Genomic DNA, 17,015 nt, shown 5'->3' on the forward strand with positions numbered 1-17,015 from the left:
TCAACGCCCACAAGGCCGGCACCATCAAGGGCCTCACCGCCGAGATCGGCGCCTCCCTCACCTCCGGCGCCCCCATCTGCGAGATCAAGGACTGACGAGGCAGTAGTCCAGCAGTCCGAGGGACGCCCGGCGGGCCGAATGAATCCGGTCGGCCGGGCGTCGCGCTTTCGCAACGCCCGGCCGCGACCGGTCACACCGCACCCTCAGCCGAAAGCGAGGGCCTCGTCGCAGCGCCGGAGGCTACCGGCGTCGCAGATCCGCGACGCGCCCCCGCTCGACTCCCGCAGGCTGCTCGCCCAGCGCGGAGGCCGGTCGAAGTCCGCCCGCGGACAGCTGGCCCCGCCGGGGTCCCGGCAGAGAGTTCCGTTGCTGACGCGCCGCGGGGCCGTGTTCACCCCCCGGTTTTCCCGACGCCCCGGCCACGGCGATCTGCACCCCCTGATCGGCGAGGGCCTGGAGTTCGGTGGCCGCGCGGTCGTCGTGGGCCGGCGGGTCGTCGGTGACGAGCCGGGTGATCACGTCCGTGGGGACCGTCTGGAACATCGTGTCCGTGCCGAGCTTGGTGTGGTCGGCGAGGACCACGACCTCCGCCGCCGCCTGGACCAGGGCCCGGTCGACGGACGCCGACAGCATGTTGGACGTGGACAGCCCGCGTTCGGCGGTCAGGCCGCTTCCGGAGAGGAAGGCCTTGGAGACCCTGAGCCCCTGGAGCGACTGTTCGGCACCGGAGCCCACGAGGGCGTAGTTGGAGCCGCGCAGCGTGCCGCCGGTCATCACGACCTCCACGCGGTTGGCGTGCGCCAACGCCTGGGCCACCAGCAGGGAGTTGGTGACGACGGTCAGCCCGGGGACCCGGGCGAGCCGGCGGGCCAGCTCCTGTGTGGTGGTCCCCGCCCCGACCACGATGGCCTCGCCCTCTTCGACGAGACCCGCGGCGAGATCGGCGATGGCCGTCTTCTCGGCGGTCGCGAGATGTGACTTCTGCGGAAAGCCGGACTCCCGCGTGAACCCGCCCGGCAATACCGCACCGCCGTGCCGGCGGTCTAGGAGTCCTTCTGCCTCCAGTGCGCGCACGTCCCGCCGTACGGTCACTTCGGAGGTCTGGACGACGCGGGCGAGCTCACGGAGCGACACCGCTCCGTTCGCTCGCACCATTTCGAGGATCAACTGGCGACGTTCTGCAGCGAACACGAAACTGACAGTAACCCCAACGACCGTCTGCTTTCAGCAGTTTGCGCCGAATAACAGAAGTTGTTCGCAAGACTGGGTACGAAGTGGTATAGGACGTACCCGCAGCGACTATGCCGCCCGCATGCTCGGCAACTCCCCGTGACCGGAGGGCAGTCGAGCAGGCGGGCGGTGAAGGGTTCCGGAATCGGACGGGCGACCTTCGCGGCGCCGTCCGGCAGGGACTACGCCTCGGCGGCCGTCTTGCGGGTGTGCAGCTGGCGGGCCACCTCGGCGATCGAACCCGAGAGGGACGGGTACACCGTGAAGGCGTTCGCTATCTGCTCGACCGTCAGGTTGTTGTCGATGGCGAGCGAGATGGGGTGGATCAGTTCCGAGGCGCGCGGGGACACCACGACACCGCCGACCACGATCCCGGTGCCCGGGCGGCAGAAGATCTTGACGAAGCCGTCCCGGATGCCCTGCATCTTGGCGCGCGGGTTGCGCAGCAGCGGCAGCTTCACCACGCGCGCGTCGATCTTGCCGGCGTCGACGTCGGCCTGGGTGTAGCCGGCGGTGGCGATCTCGGGGTCGGTGAAGACGTTGGCGGAGACCGTCTTGAGGTCGAGCGGGGCCACCGCGTCGCCGAGGAAGTGGTACATGGCGATACGGCCCTGCATGGCGGCCACGGAGGCGAGGGCGAAGACGCCCGTCACGTCACCGGCGGCGTACACGCCGGGCGCGCTGGTGCGGGAGACCCGGTCGGTCCAGATGTGCCCGGAGTCGCGCAGCTTGACGCCCGCCTCCTCCAGGCCCAGGCCCGCGCTGTTGGGGACCGCGCCGACGGCCATGAGGCAGTGGGAGCCGGTGATGACGCGCCCGTCGGAGAGGGTGACCTCGACCCGGTCGCCGACACGCTTGGCGGCGGAGGCGCGCGAGCGGGACATGACGTTCATGCCGCGGCGGCGGAAGACGTCCTCCAGGACGGCGGCGGCGTCCGGGTCCTCGCCGGGCAGCACGCGGTCGCGGGAGGAGACGAGGGTGACCTTGGAGCCGAGGGCCTGGTAGGCGCCGGCGAACTCGGCACCGGTGACACCCGAGCCGACCACGATGAGCTCCTCGGGGAGCTCGGTGAGGTCGTAGACCTGGGTCCAGTTGAGGATGCGCTCGCCGTCGGGCTGGGCATCGGGCAGCTCGCGCGGGTGACCGCCGGTGGCGATGAGCACGGCGTCGGCGGTGAGCCGCTCCTCGGTGCCGTCGGCGGCCGTGACGACGATCGTGCGGGAGCCGTCGAGGGCCTGCATGCCCTCCAGGCGGCCGCGGCCGCGCATGACCCGGGCGCCGGCACGGGTGACGGAGGCGGTGATGTCGTGGGACTGGGCGAGCGCGAGCCGCTTCACACGCCGGTTGACCTTGCCGAGATCGACGCCGACCACCCGGGCGGGCGTGTCGATGTGCGGGGTGTCGTCGGCGACGATGATGCCCAGCTCCTCGTAGGAGGAGTCGAAGGTGGTCATCACCTCGGCCGTGGCGATGAGGGTCTTCGACGGCACGCAGTCGGTCAGCACCGACGCTCCGCCCAGACCGTCGCAGTCGACGACGGTCACCTCCGCGCCGAGCTGCGCGGCCACCAGCGCCGCTTCGTATCCGCCGGGTCCGCCACCGATGATCACGATCCGAGTCACGTACTCCATTGTCCCGCACGCCTCAAGGTGCGGTTGCCCCGGGGGTTCGGGGACGGTGACGGAAGCTGTCTACCGGGGCGGATGGGGCGGGAGTGCCCTCTGCCGTACGCTCGGTCCATGTCGCTCTATGCCGCGTACGCCGGCAATCTCGACGCGCGGCTGATGTCCCACCGCGCCCCGCACTCACCGCTGCGCGCCACCGGCTGGCTGAACGGGTGGCGGCTGACCTTCGGCGGCGAGCAGCTGGGCTGGGAAGGCGCGCTGGCCACGATCGTCGAGGAACCGGGCTGCCAGGTCTTCGTCGGGCTGTACGACATCGCTCCACCGGACGAGGAGTCCATGGACCGATGGGAGGGCGTGGGGCTCGGCATCTACCGGCGCGCACGGGTGCGCGTGCACACGCTGGACGGCGAGGAGCCGGCGTGGCTGTACGTGCTGAACGGGTACGAGGGCGGCTTGCCGTCGGCGCGCTATCTGGGGGAGGTCGCGGACGCCGCCGAGTCGGCCGGGGCGCCGCACGACTATGTGATGGAGCTGAGGAAGCGCCCCTGCTAGGCCGGGGACCGTCAGGCGGGGGAAGCAGTCCGGTCAGGCCGAGATCGGGCCCTCTTGAGCCACCGTTGGGCCGCATTTGCCCCTGTCTCGCCGAAAACGACAAGCCAACGATCGCAAACCCGTGAGCTCCGTCATCTACGCGCGTAGGCCCTGAGCGGCTACCCTCGGTCGCGTGAACGCATCTCTTCTTCCGGACGACATCCACGGCGACCCCTACGCCGCCGCCGACGCGGCCGCCGCGCGCCTGCGTGAACTCACGGGCGCCGAGTCCCACGACGTCGCCCTCGTGATGGGCTCCGGCTGGGCTCCGGCCGTCGACGCCCTGGGCGAGGCCGACGCCGAGTTCCAGGTCACCGAGCTGCCCGGCTTCCCGCCGCCGGCCGTCCAGGGGCACGGGGGCAAGGTCCGCTCGTACGCCATCGGCGACAAGCGCGCGCTGGTCTTCCTGGGCCGTACGCACTACTACGAGGGCCGGGGCGTCGCCGCCGTGGCACACGGTGTGCGCACGGCGGTGGCCGCGGGCTGCAAGACCGTGGTGCTCACGAACGGGTGCGGCGGTCTGCGCGAGGGCATGCGGCCCGGACAGCCGGTGCTGATCAGCGACCACATCAACCTGACGGCGACCTCGCCGATCGTCGGCGCGAACTTCGTGGACCTGACCGACCTGTACTCGCCGCGGCTGCGGGCGCTGTGCAAGGAGATCGACGCCTCGCTGGAGGAGGGCGTGTACGCCCAGTTCCCCGGCCCGCACTACGAGACGCCGGCCGAGATCCGCATGGCCCGCACGATCGGCGCCGACCTGGTGGGCATGTCGACCACGCTGGAGGCCATCGCCGCCCGTGAGGCCGGTGCGGAGGTGCTGGGCATCTCCCTCGTCACCAACCTCGCCGCCGGCATGACGGGCGAGCCCCTCAACCACGAGGAGGTCCTCCAGGCCGGCCGCGACTCCGCCGCGCGGATGGGACAGCTGCTGGCGCAGGTGCTGGGGCGGCTGTAGGCCCGGGGCGCCCATCTGCTCGCCCGACTCGTTGGGCAGAACGGCAATCAGGGAACCCCAGGTACGAACTCACGAGAGGTTCAACCGACGTGCACGACGCACTCATCACACGGGCCACGGCGTGGCTGTCCGAGGACCCCGACGCGGAGACCCGTGAGGAGCTCGGCAAGCTCATCGACACCGAGGACGTCACGGAGCTCGCCGCGCGTTTCAGCGGCACGCTCCAGTTCGGCACGGCCGGTCTGCGCGGCGAGCTGGGCGCGGGCCCGATGCGGATGAACCGCTCCGTCGTGATCCGGGCGGCCGCCGGCCTCGCCGCGTACCTCAAGAAGAACGGGACTCCCCACGGCGACGGCGACGCCGGGCTCGTCGTGATCGGGTACGACGCCCGGCACAAGTCCGCCGACTTCGCGCGCGACACCGCCGCCGTGATGACGGGTGCGGGCCTGCGCGCCGCCGTGCTGCCCCGGCCGCTGCCCACCCCCGTCCTCGCCTACGCCATAAGGCACCTCGGCGCGGTCGCCGGCGTGGAGGTCACCGCCAGCCACAACCCGCCCCGCGACAACGGCTACAAGGTCTACCTCGGCGACGGCTCCCAGATCGTGCCGCCCGCCGACAGCGGGATCGCCGCCGAGATCGACGCCATCGTCTCCCTGAGCGACGTTCCGCGGCCGGACGCGGGCTGGCAGACCCTCGACGACTCGGTCCTGGACGCCTATCTTGCCCGTACCGACGCCGTGCTCGCGGCCGGCTCCGCGCGCGGCGCCCGCACCGTCTACACGGCGATGCACGGCGTCGGCAAGGACGTCCTCCTCGCCGCCTTCGCCCGGGCCGGCTTCCCCGAGCCCGTGCTCGTCGCCGAGCAGGCCGAGCCCGACCCGGACTTCCCGACCGTCGCCTTCCCCAACCCGGAAGAGCCCGGCGCGATGGACCTCGCCTTCGCCAGGGCCCGCGAGACCGAGCCCGACCTGGTCGTCGCCAACGACCCGGACGCCGACCGGTGCGCCGTCGCCGTCAAGGACGGGCAGGACTGGCGGATGCTGCGCGGCGACGAGGTCGGTGCCCTCCTCGCCGCCCACCTCGTCCGGCGCGGCGCGCGCGGCACCTTCGCCGAGTCGATCGTGTCCTCCTCCCTCCTCGGGCGCATCGCCGAGAAGGCCGGACTGCCGTACGAGGAGACGCTCACCGGCTTCAAGTGGATCGCCCGCGTGGACGGTCTGCGCTACGGCTACGAGGAGGCCCTCGGCTACTGCGTCGACCCCGACGGCGTCCGCGACAAGGACGGCATCACCGCCGCCCTCCTGATCACCGAGCTCGCCTCCGAGCTCAAGGAGCGGGGCCGGACCCTCCTCGACCTCCTGGACGACCTCGCCGTGGAGCACGGGCTGCACGCCACCGACCAGCTCTCGGTCCGCGTGGAGGACCTGTCGGTCATCGCCGACGCCATGCGCCGCCTGCGCGAGCAGCCGCCGACCGAGCTCGCCGGGCTGCCCATCACCCGCGCCGAGGACCTCACCCTCGGCACGGACAGGCTGCCGCCCACCGACGGGCTGCGCTACACGCTCGACGGCGCCCGCGTCATCGTCCGGCCCAGCGGCACCGAGCCCAAGCTGAAGTGCTACCTGGAGGTCGTCGTACCGGTCGCCGCGCACGCCGACCTCCCGGGCGCTCGCACCCGCGCCGCCGAACTGCTCGACGGGATCAAGCGGGATCTGTCGGCAGCCGCCGACATCTGACGACACGGCCGATCATCCTTTGGGGTGCACCTGACAATAGGGGCACCCCAAAGGGTGATTTCGGGGCCATGCCCGGCGGCTCGTCCCGCCGCGCTGCGCGCCTCGCCTCCCGTCCCCGGGACAGGGTGAGCCGGTAGCCTCCGCGAGTACTGGAGCCGCCGTCGTGTCCTCGACCGCCCCTCACACCGTCCCCGACGAGCACATCCCGGGCGCCAGGCGGGCCCCCGCCCCGGCCGCCGTCCCGTCCCGCGCGCTGCGCCGCGCGGCCCCGGCCCTAGCCGCGTACGTCGGCGTCCGCCTGTGCGGCCTGCTGGTCCTGGCCGTCTGGGCGCAGCGCAAGCACGAGAGCGTCTGGGTGATGCTGGCCTCCCAGTGGGACGCCCAGTGGTACCTCGGGATCGCCGACCACGGGTACGCCCACACGCTGGGAACCGCGCACAACTCCAACAGCCTTGCTTTCTTCCCGCTCTACCCACTGCTGGTGAAGGCCGTCGCCGCCGTCACGCCAGGCACCCCGGCGAGCGCCGGGCTGGGCATCGCCGTCGTCGCCTCGCTGGCCGCCGCCTGGGGTGTGTTCGCCGTGGGTGAGCGGCTGCACGGGCAGCGGGTCGGGGTGCTCCTCACCGTGCTGTGGGCCGCGCTTCCGGTCGGGCTGGTGCAGTGGATGGGGTACACCGAGTCCCTGTTCACCGCCCTCACCGCCTGGGCTCTGTACGCGGTGCTCGGTCGGCGCTGGATCTGGGCGGGGACGGCCGCGTCCCTGGCCGGGCTGACCCGGCCCACCGGGGTCGCGGTGGCGGCCGCGGTCACCGTCACCGCCCTGCTCGCCCTCCGGCGCGACTTCTCGTGGCGCGCCCTCGCGGGTGCCGTGCTGGCCCCGCTCGGCTGGTGCGCGTACGTGGGCTGGGTGGGCCTGCGCCTGGGGCGCTGGGACGGCTACTTCGCCGTACAGCGGCTCTGGTACAACCAGCTGGACGGCGGCCTGACCACCCTGCGCTTCATGCACGACGTGCTGGGGAAGCACGCGCAGCCCGAGCTGTTCCTGGTGATGGTGACCGTCACGCTGCTCGTGAGCCCGGTGTTGTTCGCGCTGTCGGTGGGGGACCGGCAACCGCTGCCGCTGCTGGTGTTCAGCGGCATGCTGCTGGCGATCGTCCTGGCCAGCCGCGGCGTCTACTTCCCGCGCGCCCGCTTCCTGCTCCCCGCCTTCCCGCTGCTCCTCCCCGTGGCCCTGCACCTGTCCCGGGCCTCGCGTCGCTATCGCACGGTGATCCTGACGGCGGCGGTGGTGACCTCGGCGTACTCCGGGGCGTTCATGCTGCTGATGTGGCCGAGCGCACCGTGAGCGGGGGCGGCTGCGCCCGCGGCGGGGCGCCGGCCATCGCCGGCGCCCCGCAGGCGACCACGGACAACGGGTACAGGCACACGCCGTACAGCCCCGTCAGCCCCCGGCGCCCGCGCCTCCGTCGTCAGCCCACCGCCAGCAGAACCGCCAGCAGGACGGCGCCGGCCACCGCCGGTGCCACGATCTCGTACGCCCAGCGGACCGTGACCTCGCCCTGGGCGGTCTCCGCCGGTTCCCGGCGCTCCAGCAGTTCGCGGAGCTCGTCCATGATCTGGTCGCTCTCCGCACGGGTCGGCCCCGCCGCGGTGGCCGCGGCGCGCAGGCCGCCCATGCCGAGCCCGCCGCCGAGTCCCCCTCCGCCGAACGCCCCGGACCTGCCGGGCCTGGCGGCGCCGCGCGCCGCCGACTCCGCCCGCGCCTGCCGCCGGGCCGCCTTCTTGCGGGCCCGGAGCGAGACGGGGATGGCCCACAGCTGGTACTTGGTACCGGACTTGACCACGGCCTCGTTCGAGTAGCCGGACCGCAGCGAGGCGATCTCGCCCCAGGGCAGCACGATCACCCGGAACGGATTGCGGACGCGCAGCCGGTCGTCGTTGGCGAAGACCGCCGGGCGCAGGGTGAAGCCGACCACCAGCGGCACGATGAGGACGAGCGCGGCGAGCGCCAGCCACGGGGTCCGTCCGTGCCCCTTGAACAGCGCGTCGAAGCCGAGCCACACGACGATGGCGAGCAGCAGCACACCGCCCACGAGGGCCGCGGGCGAGCGGTAGATCCGGTCCTTGACGGCGGGCGGTGCGGGCCGCGGCGCGGGCGAGGACGAGGAGTCCGGGGTCGTCATGGTGCCGATTGTGCCCGACGCCGCCGACGGCACTCAGGCCCGGTCGCCAAGATGTGACACTGGCTTGAGCGCGGATGCGATGAACCCCCTGGGGTGTACAGCTGCTACGCGCGTAGATATGCTCGGCTGGTGACCATGCCCACCACTGCACCCGCTGCACACTCGCTCACGGACGTGACCGCGTCCGACAGCACGCTGCGCCGCTTCCTCCACGGGCTGCCCGGCGTCGACGCGGTCGGCCTGGAGGCGCGCGCCGCGTCTCTCGGCACCCGCTCCATCAAGACCACCGCGAAGGCGTACGCCATCGACCTCGCCATCTCGATGGTCGACCTGACGACGCTGGAAGGCGCGGACACCCCGGGCAAGGTCCGGGCGCTCGGCGCCAAGGCGGTCCACCCCGACCCCACCGACCGTACGACTCCGACCACCGCCGCGGTCTGCGTCTATCCGGACATGGTGGCCGTCGCCAAGGAGGCCGTCGCCGGCTCGGGCGTGAAGGTCGCCTCGGTCGCCACCGCCTTCCCGGCCGGCCGCGCCGCCCTCGCCGTGAAGCTGGCCGACGTGCGGGATGCCGTGGCCGCGGGCGCCGACGAGATCGACATGGTCATCGACCGCGGGGCGTTCCTCGCGGGGAACTACCTGAAGGTCTACGACGAGATCACCGCCGTGAAGGAGGCCTGCGGGACGTCCGCCCGCCTGAAGGTCATCTTCGAGACCGGTGAGCTGTCGACGTACGACAACATCCGGCGCGCGAGCTGGCTCGGCATGCTGGCCGGGGCCGACTTCATCAAGACCTCGACCGGCAAGGTCGCCGTCAACGCGACCCCCGCGAACACCCTGTTGATGCTGGAGGCGGTCCGCGACTTCCGCGCCCAGACCGGCGTCCAGGTCGGCGTGAAGCCGGCCGGCGGAATTCGTACCAGCAAGGACGCGATCAAGTTCCTCGTGCTGGTCAACGAGACGGCGGGCGAGGACTGGCTGGACAACCACTGGTTCCGCTTCGGCGCCTCCTCGCTCCTGAACGACCTGCTGATGCAGCGTCAGAAGCTGGCCACCGGCCGCTACTCCGGCCCCGACTACGTGACGGTGGACTGATCACCATGGCATCCGCATTCGAGTACGCACCGGCGCCCGAGTCCCGCGCGGTCGTCGACATCGCGCCGTCCTACGGCCTGTTCATCGACGGCGAGTTCGCCGAGGCGGCGGACGGCAAGGTCTTCAAGACGGTCAGCCCGTCCACCGAGGAGGTCCTCGCCGAGGTCGCGCAGGCCGGCGAGGCCGACGTCGACCGCGCGGTGAAGGCCGCCCGCAAGGCGTTCGAGAAGTGGTCGGCGCTGCCCGGCTCCGAGCGCGCCAAGTACCTGTTCCGCATCGCCCGCATCATCCAGGAGCGCAGCCGTGAGCTGGCCGTCCTGGAGACGCTGGACAACGGCAAGCCGATCAAGGAGACCCGCGACGCGGACCTCCCCCTGGTCGCCGCGCACTTCTTCTACTACGCGGGCTGGGCCGACAAGCTCGACCACGCCGGCTTCGGCGCGAACCCGCGTCCGCTGGGCGTCGCCGGCCAGGTCATCCCGTGGAACTTCCCGCTCCTGATGCTGGCGTGGAAGATCGCCCCGGCGCTGGCGACGGGCAACACGGTCGTCCTGAAGCCCGCCGAGACGACCCCGCTGTCCGCGCTCTTCTTCGCGGACATCTGCCGCCAGGCGGGCCTGCCCAAGGGTGTCGTCAACATCCTTCCCGGGTACGGCGACGCGGGTGCCGCGCTCGTCGCGCACCCGGACGTCAACAAGGTCGCGTTCACCGGCTCGACGGCCGTCGGCAAGGAGATCGCGCGCACGGTCGCGGGCACGCGCAAGAAGCTCACCCTCGAACTCGGCGGCAAGGGCGCCAACATCGTCTTCGACGACGCCCCCATCGACCAGGCCGTCGAGGGCATCGTCACCGGCATCTTCTTCAACCAGGGCCAGGTCTGCTGCGCGGGCTCCCGCCTGCTGGTCCAGGAGTCGATCCAGGACGAGCTGCTGGACTCCCTCAAGCGCCGCCTGTCGACGCTGCGCCTCGGCGACCCGCTCGACAAGAACACGGACATCGGCGCGATCAACTCCGCCGAGCAGCTGGCCCGGATCACCGCGCTCGCCGAGAAGGGCGAGGCGGAGGGCGCCGAGCGCTGGTCTCCTGCCTGTGAACTCCCGGACAGCGGCTACTGGTTCGCCCCGACGCTCTTCACGAACGTCACCCAGGCGCACACCATCGCCCGCGACGAGATCTTCGGCCCGGTGCTGTCGGTCCTCACCTTCCGCACCCCGGAGGAGGCCGTGGCCAAGGCGAACAACACGCAGTACGGCCTGTCGGCGGGCATCTGGACCGAGAAGGGCTCCCGGATCCTGGCCGTCGCGAACAAGCTGCGGGCGGGCGTCGTCTGGTCCAACACATTCAACAAGTTCGACCCGACCTCGCCGTTCGGCGGCTACAAGGAGTCGGGCTTCGGCCGCGAGGGCGGCCGCCACGGCCTGGAGGCGTACCTCGCCCCGTCGAGCCCGGAGGGCGAGCGATAAAAATGAGCACAGTTGAGAAGTCCGAAGCGCGGCTCAGCGTTTTCAAGACCTACAAGCTGTACGTCGGCGGGAAGTTCCCGCGTTCCGAGAGCGGCCGGGTGTACGAGGTGACGGACTCGAAGGGCAACTGGCTGGCCAACGCTCCGCAGTCCTCCCGCAAGGACGCCCGTGACGCGGTCGTGGCCGCCCGCAAGGCGTTCGGCGCCTGGTCGGGCGCGACGGCGTACAACCGCGGCCAGATCCTCTACCGCATCGCCGAGATGCTGGAGGGCCGCAAGGAGCAGTTCGTCCGCGAAGTCGCCGACGCCGAGGGCCTGTCGAAGGCGAAGGCGGCCGCGGTCGTGGACGCCGCGATCGACCGCTGGGTCTGGTACGCGGGCTGGACCGACAAGATCGCCCAGGTCGTGGGTGGTGGCAACCCGGTCGCGGGCCCGTTCTTCAACCTCTCCTCCCCCGAGCCGACGGGCGTGGTCACCGTACTGGCCCCGCAGGAGTCGTCCTTCCTGGGCCTGGTGTCCGTCATCGCCCCGGTGATCGCGACCGGCAACACGGCGGTCGTCATCGCGAGCGAGAAGTCCCCGCTCCCGGCGCTGTCCCTGGGCGAGGTGCTGGCCACCTCCGACCTGCCGGGCGGCGTCGTCAACGTCCTCTCCGGCCGTACGACGGAGATCGCGGCCCCGCTGGCCGCGCACCAGGACGTCAACGCGATCGACCTCACGGGCGCCGACGAGGTGCTGGCGAAGGAGCTGGAGATCGCGGCGGCGGACAACCTCAAGCGCGTCCTGCGTCCACAGCCTGTGGACGACGTCGACTGGTCGGCGACGCCGGGCATCGACCGCATGACGGCGTTCCTGGAGACGAAGACCGTCTGGCACCCGACCGGGTCACTGGGCGCGTCGGGCTCCTCGTACTGAGCCACCGAACACACCGAGAGCCGCGCTGCCCCCACGGGGAAGCGCGGCTCTCTTCCGTTCGTCGCTGTCAGCCGCCCAGCAGCCCCGTCACCTGCCCCACCACCGGCATCGAGCCGAGGGACGACGCCTCGGCGACCGGGCCGGTGAGCATCTTGGACGTGAGCGGCTTGAAGTCGGCGATCTTGGTGCCGACGCTGTTGTCGAGCGGGTCGACGCCCGTGCCCGCCAGCGGGTTGGGCTTGAGGCCGGCGATCGGCCCCGTGACGTACCGCACCGAACCGGTGAGGGCCGTCAGGCCCGACTGCGGGTCGATGTGACCGAGCGAGGTGAGGCCGCTCGGCACCTCGGCGAGCGGGGCGGTGGCCGCGCAGGCCGTGGCCGCGCCCGCCCCCAGGGCCACTCCGGCGGTCGCGAGGGCGATCAACGCGCGCTGCGCGGTGGGGTTTTGCGGGGACGCGTGTCGGGCCATTGCTGATGCCACCTTCTGGAGCGCAAGGTAATCGGGTCGACACGAAGGGTAGTTGAGGTGTGACGCACGCACCAAAGCCGACCCGCGGGGTCGGCAGCACGCTCGCGATGCGTCAAACTGGTGTTCCGTGAGCATTCATCCCCCGTCCCCCGCCCGTGTCGTGCTGCTGTGCGGCCCCTCGGGCTCGGGCAAGTCACTCGTCGCCGCCCGTTCCGGGCTCCCCGTCCTGCGTCTCGACGACTTCTACAAAGAGGGCGACGACCCCACGCTGCCACTGGTGGACGGGAGTTCGGACATCGACTGGGACCACCCGCTGTCGTGGGACGCGGACGTCGCGGTCGAGGCCATCACCCGGCTGTGCGCCACGGGTTCGACGGACGTGCCGGTGTACGACATCGGACTGAGCGCCCGTACCGGCGTGGAGACGCTGCACATCGGACGTACCCCGCTGTTCATAGCGGAGGGAATCTTCGCGGCCGAGATCGTCGAACGCTGCCGCGAACTGGGGGTGCTCGCCGACGCGCTGTGCCTGAGCCGCGGCCCGCTCACGACCTTCCGCCGCCGCTTCCTGCGGGACCTGAAGGAGGGCCGCAAGTCGGTGCCGTTCCTGCTGCGCCGCGGCTGGCGGCTGATGCGTGCCGAGCGCGCGATCGTCGCCCGTCAGGTGTCGCTGGGCGCCCACCCCTGCGAGCGGGACGAGGCGCTGGGCCGGCTGGCGGCCGCGGCGGTGGGCCGCCAGACCCAGAAGCGGACGGCCGCCTGACCGCACCGCGGTTCACGGCCGTCACGATCGGCACGCTCGTCGCGGTCGTCGCGGTCGCCCGCATGCGAAAACGGGACTGGACGGACCCCCCGGCCCTCCAGCCCCGCTTCCTGTGTTCCCCCGTGTCCCCCACTGCCCCCGTTCCCCCCGTTCTCTCCCCCGGTTCCCCCCGCCCCTCACCCCTCAGGCGACGAGCTCGCCGAAGGCGTTGGCGTGGGCATGAGCGCTGTCCTCGTCATGCCCGAGGCTGAGGACCTCGTCCTCGCGCAGGCGGCGCAGCGAGCGCCAGATGCTGGACTTGACCGTGCCGACGCTGATGCCGAGTATCTCCGCGATCTCCGGGTCCGTGCGGCCCTCGTAGTAGCGCAGGACCAGCATCGTGCGCTGCAGCTCGGGCAGCCGGCCCAGCGCCTGCCACAGAACCGTGCGCAGCTCGGTGCCGCGCATCGCGTCCGTGTCGCCCGGCGTCTCGGGCAGTTCCTCGGTCGGGTACTCGTTGAGCTTGCGGCGCCGCCAGGCGCTGATGTGCAGGTTGGTCATGGTGCGGCGCAGGTAGCCGCCGACCGCGGCCTTGTCGCTGATCCGGTCCCACGCCCGGTACGTCGAGAACAGCGCGCTCTGCAGCAGGTCCTCGGCCTCGAAGCGGTCGCCGGTCAGGTGGTAGGCGGTCGCGTACAGGGAGGCGCGGCGCTCCTGGACGTAGGCGGTGAACTCCGCCTCCGTCAGCGAACGGCGTTCCCCCGAGTCCTCCCTGTAGGCGCTTCCCCCCGTACGCGCGTCAGTCACCGACATGTACACGGTGTGCTGACGCCCGGCGCCCCGAGCGCACCCCCGCCCTCCGGCACCAGGCTTCTCGGACCCCCGGTTCACACCGTGCAGGCGCGTGATCACTGCGCTGGTGCTCATGCTGTGCAGCGTGTTCATCTCGCGCCCCCCATCGTGGACTTACGGTGTTCGGCTCGTTTCCTTGCCCGTGTCGAAAAGCTTGCCGCCAGGACTTCATGGCCGTGTCCGTCGACTGTCACAGACCTGTCACAGGGATCGGCCCCGCCGGCTCCTGTCCGCACAGGTCGTACGACACCCGCTCCATGGGCCAGAATGAGCCCGTGCCTTCCCTGTTGCTGATCGAGGACGACGACGCCATCCGTACGGCCCTGGAGCTCTCACTGACACGCCAGGGACACCGGGTGGCCACCGCTGCCACCGGCGAGGACGGTCTGAAGCTGCTGCGCGAGCAGCGGCCGGACCTGATCGTGCTGGACGTGATGCTGCCCGGAATCGACGGGTTCGAGGTGTGCCGGCGCATCCGCCGCACCGACCAGTTGCCGATCATCCTGCTCACCGCACGCAGCGACGACATCGACGTGGTGGTCGGCCTGGAGTCCGGCGCCGACGACTACGTGGTCAAGCCCGTGCAGGGCCGCGTCCTGGACGCCCGGATCCGGGCGGTGCTGCGCCGCGGCGAGCGCGAGGCCAGCGACTCGGCGACGTTCGGCAACCTCGTCATCGACCGTTCGGCGATGACGGTGACGAAGAACGGCGAGGACCTCCAGCTGACCCCGACCGAGCTGAGGCTGCTGCTCGAACTGAGCCGCCGCCCCGGTCAGGCGCTCTCCCGCCAGCAGCTGCTGCGCCTCGTGTGGGAGCACGACTACCTCGGCGACTCACGGCTCGTGGACGCGTGCGTACAGCGGCTGCGCGCGAAGGTGGAGGACGTGCCGTCGTCCCCGACGCTGATCCGCACCGTCCGTGGAGTCGGCTACCGCTTGGACGCGCCTCAGTGACGGAAACGCAAGGGGGGTTCCGCGGCTGGGCCGCGGGCCGGATGAAAGCCGTGGCACGACTGCGCTTCACCAGCCTGCGGCTGCGCCTGGTCGTGGTCTTCGCGCTGGTCGCCCTCACCACCGCCGTGTCGGCGTCGGGCATCGCGTACTGGCTGAACCGGGAGGCGGTGCTCACCCGCGCCCAGGACGCGGTGCTGCGCGACTTCCAGCAGGAGATGCACAACCGGGCGGGCGTCCTGCCCGCCCACCCCACACAGGAGGAACTGGAGCGCGCCGCCGGCCAGATGGCGGGCAGCAGCCAGCGCTTCAGTGTGCTGCTGGTCGCCGAGGACGCGCACCACAAGACGGTGTACGGCAACTCGGGTGCCCTGAACGGTTTTTCGCTGGAGGACGTCCCCAAGTCGCTGCGCGCCGCGGTGAACAAGCGGCAGACGGTCAAGGACGGCAACACGTCGCCGTACCACCTCTACTGGCAGCGGATCGTGGAGGACGGCACCCCGTACCTGGTGGCGGGCACGAAGGTGATCGGCGGCGGCCCGACCGGCTACATGGTCAAGTCGCTGGAGCCGGAGGCGAAGGATCTCAACTCCCTCGCCTGGTCGCTCGGTATCGCGACGGGGCTCGCGCTGATCGGCTCCGCGCTGCTGGCCCAGGCCGCCGCGACGACGGTGCTCAAGCCGGTGCACCGCCTCGGCGTGGCCGCCCGCCGGCTCGGCGAGGGCAAGCTCGACACCCGCCTGCGGGTGTCCGGCACCGACGAACTGGCCGACCTGTCACGGACGTTCAACAACGCGGCGGCGGCGCTGGAGAAGCGGGTCGCCGACATGGCCGGGCGCGACGAGGCGTCCCGCCGCTTCGTGGCCGACATGAGCCATGAACTCCGTACCCCCCTGACGGCGATCACCGCCGTGACAGAGGTGCTGGAGGAGGAGCTGGAAGCGGAGAGCGGGGGCTTCGACCCGATGATCGAGCCCGCCGTACGCCTGGTGGTCAGCGAGACCCGCCGACTGAACGACCTGGTGGAGAACCTCATGGAGGTGACCCGCTTCGACGCGGGCACCGCCCGCCTCGTCCTGGACGACGTGGACATCGCCGACCAGATCACGGCCTGCATCGACGCCCGCGCCTGGCTGGACGCGGTGGACCTGGACGCCGAGCGCGGCATCCACGCCCGCCTGGACCCCCGCCGCCTGGACGTCATACTCGCCAACCTGATCGGCAACGCGCTCAAGCACGGCGGTTCGCCGGTGCGCGTGTCGGTGCGCGTCGCCGACGACGAGATCGTCATCGCGGTGCGGGACCACGGCCCCGGCATCCCCGAGGAGGTCCTGCCGCACGTCTTCGACCGCTTCTACAAGGCGAGCGCCTCCCGCCCGCGCTCCGAGGGCAGCGGCCTGGGCCTGTCCATCGCGATGGAGAACGCCCACATCCACGGCGGCTCGATCACGGCCGCCAACTCGCCCGAAGGCGGTGCGGTGTTCACCCTGCGCCTCCCCCGCAACCTCTCCCCCGTCACGGAGGAGACCGAGAACGGCGACCAGCACGACACCCGCGACGGCGGCGAAGACGACACGAAGGGGGAATCGCAGTGAAGGTACGCCGTCTGCTGACCCTGCCCGTCCTCGCCGCGTCACTGGCCGCCCTGCTCACGGGCTGCGGAATCCGGGCCACGGAGGTGCCGACGGACTTCGGCGCGGCCCCCTCACGGGTGCCGTGTTCGCTCTCCGAACCGGACCTGTCGACGCAGTCCCCACGCGGGGTGCCGGTGCAGGTCTTCCTGCTGTGCCGTTCGTCGCTGGTGGCCGTGGACCGGTCGGTGCGCGTCCCGGACGGTACGCCGGACGCGCGGCGCCGCGTGATCGTGGCGCAGGGCCTGCTGGACGAGCTGGCCGAGACGCCGTCGCCGAGCGAGAAGGATGCTGGGTACGCGACGTACGTGCGCGGCGGCATGAGCGTGACCGGGCCGCGCCGCACGGACCCCGAGGACACGCTGCGGCTGAGCACCGCGCCGGATCGGCTCACGCGGTACGCGCTGGCCCAGATCGTGTGCACGTTCTCGGACTCGGCGGCGGCCGAGGGCGACGGCTCGGTGATCCTGGGCGGTCCGGGCCCCGAGCCCCCGCGGCGCTACGAGTGCACCGACGACGTCCGCGCCCGCCCGGCCGAAGTCCGCCCCCCGTCGAGTGAGGTGCCGACCGGCTGAC

The 17,015-nt window shown here is 71.7% G+C and carries 16 protein-coding genes; 11 read left to right on the forward strand and 5 right to left on the reverse strand.

Annotated elements, in window-relative coordinates; genetic code table 11:
- Positions 1-240 precede the first annotated feature (240 nt).
- Positions 241-1,191 (reverse strand): DeoR/GlpR family DNA-binding transcription regulator, encoded by a 951-nt coding sequence (locus tag ABZ910_RS14070; RefSeq protein ID WP_361363410.1) that lies wholly within the window; start codon positions 1,189-1,191, stop codon positions 241-243.
- A gap of 221 nt (positions 1,192-1,412) precedes the next feature.
- On the reverse strand, positions 1,413-2,861 hold the full coding sequence (locus ABZ910_RS14075; RefSeq protein ID WP_361363412.1) for an NAD(P)H-quinone dehydrogenase: 1,449 nt from the start codon (positions 2,859-2,861) through the stop codon (positions 1,413-1,415).
- A 108-nt stretch (positions 2,862-2,969) separates the two neighbouring features.
- On the opposite strand from ABZ910_RS14075, the gene ABZ910_RS14080 reads away from it, so the two are divergent.
- The 4 genes from ABZ910_RS14080 to ABZ910_RS14095 all read left to right on the forward strand — a co-directional run bounded on the left by ABZ910_RS14080 (position 2,970) and on the right by ABZ910_RS14095 (position 7,485).
- Positions 2,970-3,407, forward strand: a complete 438-nt coding sequence (locus ABZ910_RS14080) for a gamma-glutamylcyclotransferase (RefSeq protein WP_361363415.1) — start codon at positions 2,970-2,972, stop codon at positions 3,405-3,407.
- Between the two features lie 172 nt (positions 3,408-3,579).
- Positions 3,580-4,404, forward strand: coding sequence for a purine-nucleoside phosphorylase (locus ABZ910_RS14085; RefSeq protein WP_361363418.1), 825 nt, complete (start codon positions 3,580-3,582; stop codon positions 4,402-4,404).
- Between the two features lie 89 nt (positions 4,405-4,493).
- Positions 4,494-6,140 carry a phospho-sugar mutase gene (locus ABZ910_RS14090; protein ID WP_361363421.1) on the forward strand — a complete coding sequence of 549 codons (1,647 nt, stop codon included), beginning with the start codon at positions 4,494-4,496 and terminating at the stop codon, positions 6,138-6,140.
- 202 nt (positions 6,141-6,342) lie between these two features.
- Positions 6,343-7,485, forward strand: coding sequence for a hypothetical protein (locus tag ABZ910_RS14095; RefSeq protein WP_361363867.1), 1,143 nt, complete (start codon positions 6,343-6,345; stop codon positions 7,483-7,485).
- 124 nt (positions 7,486-7,609) lie between these two features.
- On the opposite strand, the gene ABZ910_RS14100 is transcribed toward ABZ910_RS14095, so the two are convergent.
- The gene (locus ABZ910_RS14100; RefSeq protein ID WP_361363424.1) at positions 7,610-8,323 is read right to left on the reverse strand and encodes a PH domain-containing protein; all 714 of its coding nucleotides are present in this window, start codon (positions 8,321-8,323) and stop codon (positions 7,610-7,612) included.
- Positions 8,324-8,458: 135 nt separating this feature from the next.
- Between ABZ910_RS14100 and deoC the strand changes: the two genes are divergently transcribed.
- From deoC to ABZ910_RS14115, 3 genes are read left to right on the forward strand one after another with little or no spacing between them, the layout of a single operon-like run.
- Positions 8,459-9,418, forward strand: a complete 960-nt coding sequence (deoC, locus tag ABZ910_RS14105; RefSeq protein ID WP_361363426.1) for a deoxyribose-phosphate aldolase — start codon at positions 8,459-8,461, stop codon at positions 9,416-9,418.
- Between the two features lie 5 nt (positions 9,419-9,423).
- Positions 9,424-10,881 (forward strand): aldehyde dehydrogenase family protein, encoded by a 1,458-nt coding sequence (locus tag ABZ910_RS14110; RefSeq protein WP_361363429.1) that lies wholly within the window; start codon positions 9,424-9,426, stop codon positions 10,879-10,881.
- Between the two features lie 2 nt (positions 10,882-10,883).
- Positions 10,884-11,795, forward strand: coding sequence for an aldehyde dehydrogenase family protein (locus tag ABZ910_RS14115; protein ID WP_361363432.1), 912 nt, complete (start codon positions 10,884-10,886; stop codon positions 11,793-11,795).
- 67 nt (positions 11,796-11,862) lie between these two features.
- Here the strand turns inward: ABZ910_RS14115 and ABZ910_RS14120 are convergent, their stop codons facing one another.
- Positions 11,863-12,264 carry a hypothetical protein gene (locus tag ABZ910_RS14120; protein WP_361363435.1) on the reverse strand — a complete coding sequence of 134 codons (402 nt, stop codon included), beginning with the start codon at positions 12,262-12,264 and terminating at the stop codon, positions 11,863-11,865.
- A gap of 160 nt (positions 12,265-12,424) precedes the next feature.
- Here ABZ910_RS14120 and ABZ910_RS14125 point away from each other — a divergent pair, with 160 nt between their 5' ends.
- Positions 12,425-13,027, forward strand: coding sequence for a uridine kinase (locus ABZ910_RS14125; protein ID WP_361363870.1), 603 nt, complete (start codon positions 12,425-12,427; stop codon positions 13,025-13,027).
- Between the two features lie 183 nt (positions 13,028-13,210).
- Here the strand turns inward: ABZ910_RS14125 and ABZ910_RS14130 are convergent, their stop codons facing one another.
- Entirely contained in the window at positions 13,211-13,951 is a 741-nt protein-coding gene (locus tag ABZ910_RS14130; protein WP_361363438.1) for a SigE family RNA polymerase sigma factor, read from the reverse strand.
- A 182-nt stretch (positions 13,952-14,133) separates the two neighbouring features.
- Between ABZ910_RS14130 and afsQ1 the strand changes: the two genes are divergently transcribed.
- The 3 genes from afsQ1 to ABZ910_RS14145 are packed head-to-tail and all read left to right on the forward strand — an operon-like array spanning position 14,134 to position 17,014.
- A complete protein-coding gene (gene afsQ1 / locus ABZ910_RS14135) occupies positions 14,134-14,811 on the forward strand; it encodes a two-component system response regulator AfsQ1 (RefSeq protein WP_329505869.1) in 678 nt (225 codons plus the stop codon).
- Complete coding sequence (locus ABZ910_RS14140) at positions 14,808-16,403, forward strand: HAMP domain-containing sensor histidine kinase (RefSeq protein WP_361363441.1); 1,596 nt, start codon at positions 14,808-14,810, stop codon at positions 16,401-16,403. Before afsQ1 ends, ABZ910_RS14140 begins: the two co-directional genes overlap by 4 nt.
- A complete protein-coding gene (locus ABZ910_RS14145; protein WP_361363444.1) occupies positions 16,400-17,014 on the forward strand; it encodes a hypothetical protein in 615 nt (204 codons plus the stop codon). The genes ABZ910_RS14140 and ABZ910_RS14145 overlap by 4 nt, the downstream gene beginning before the upstream one ends.
- Position 17,015: the final 1 nt, after the last annotated feature.

The sequence above is a fragment of the Streptomyces sp. NPDC046805 genome, from assembly GCF_040645355.1.
Lineage (GTDB): Bacteria > Actinomycetota > Actinomycetes > Streptomycetales > Streptomycetaceae > Streptomyces.

What these genes read in the sequence shown, in the direction of transcription:
- ABZ910_RS14075 (WP_361363412.1), bottom strand. Translation starts at nt 2,861, where the DNA reads ATGGAGTACGTGACTCGGATCGTGATCATCGGTGGCGGACCCGGCGGA.
- ABZ910_RS14080 (WP_361363415.1), top strand. Translation starts at nt 2,970, where the DNA reads ATGTCGCTCTATGCCGCGTACGCCGGCAATCTCGACGCGCGGCTGATG.
- ABZ910_RS14100 (WP_361363424.1), bottom strand. Translation starts at nt 8,323, where the DNA reads ATGACGACCCCGGACTCCTCGTCCTCGCCCGCGCCGCGGCCCGCACCG.
- deoC (WP_361363426.1), top strand. Translation starts at nt 8,459, where the DNA reads ATGCCCACCACTGCACCCGCTGCACACTCGCTCACGGACGTGACCGCG.
- ABZ910_RS14110 (WP_361363429.1), top strand. Translation starts at nt 9,424, where the DNA reads ATGGCATCCGCATTCGAGTACGCACCGGCGCCCGAGTCCCGCGCGGTC.
- ABZ910_RS14115 (WP_361363432.1), top strand. Translation starts at nt 10,884, where the DNA reads ATGAGCACAGTTGAGAAGTCCGAAGCGCGGCTCAGCGTTTTCAAGACC.
- ABZ910_RS14120 (WP_361363435.1), bottom strand. Translation starts at nt 12,264, where the DNA reads ATGGCCCGACACGCGTCCCCGCAAAACCCCACCGCGCAGCGCGCGTTG.
- ABZ910_RS14130 (WP_361363438.1), bottom strand. Translation starts at nt 13,951, where the DNA reads ATGAACACGCTGCACAGCATGAGCACCAGCGCAGTGATCACGCGCCTG.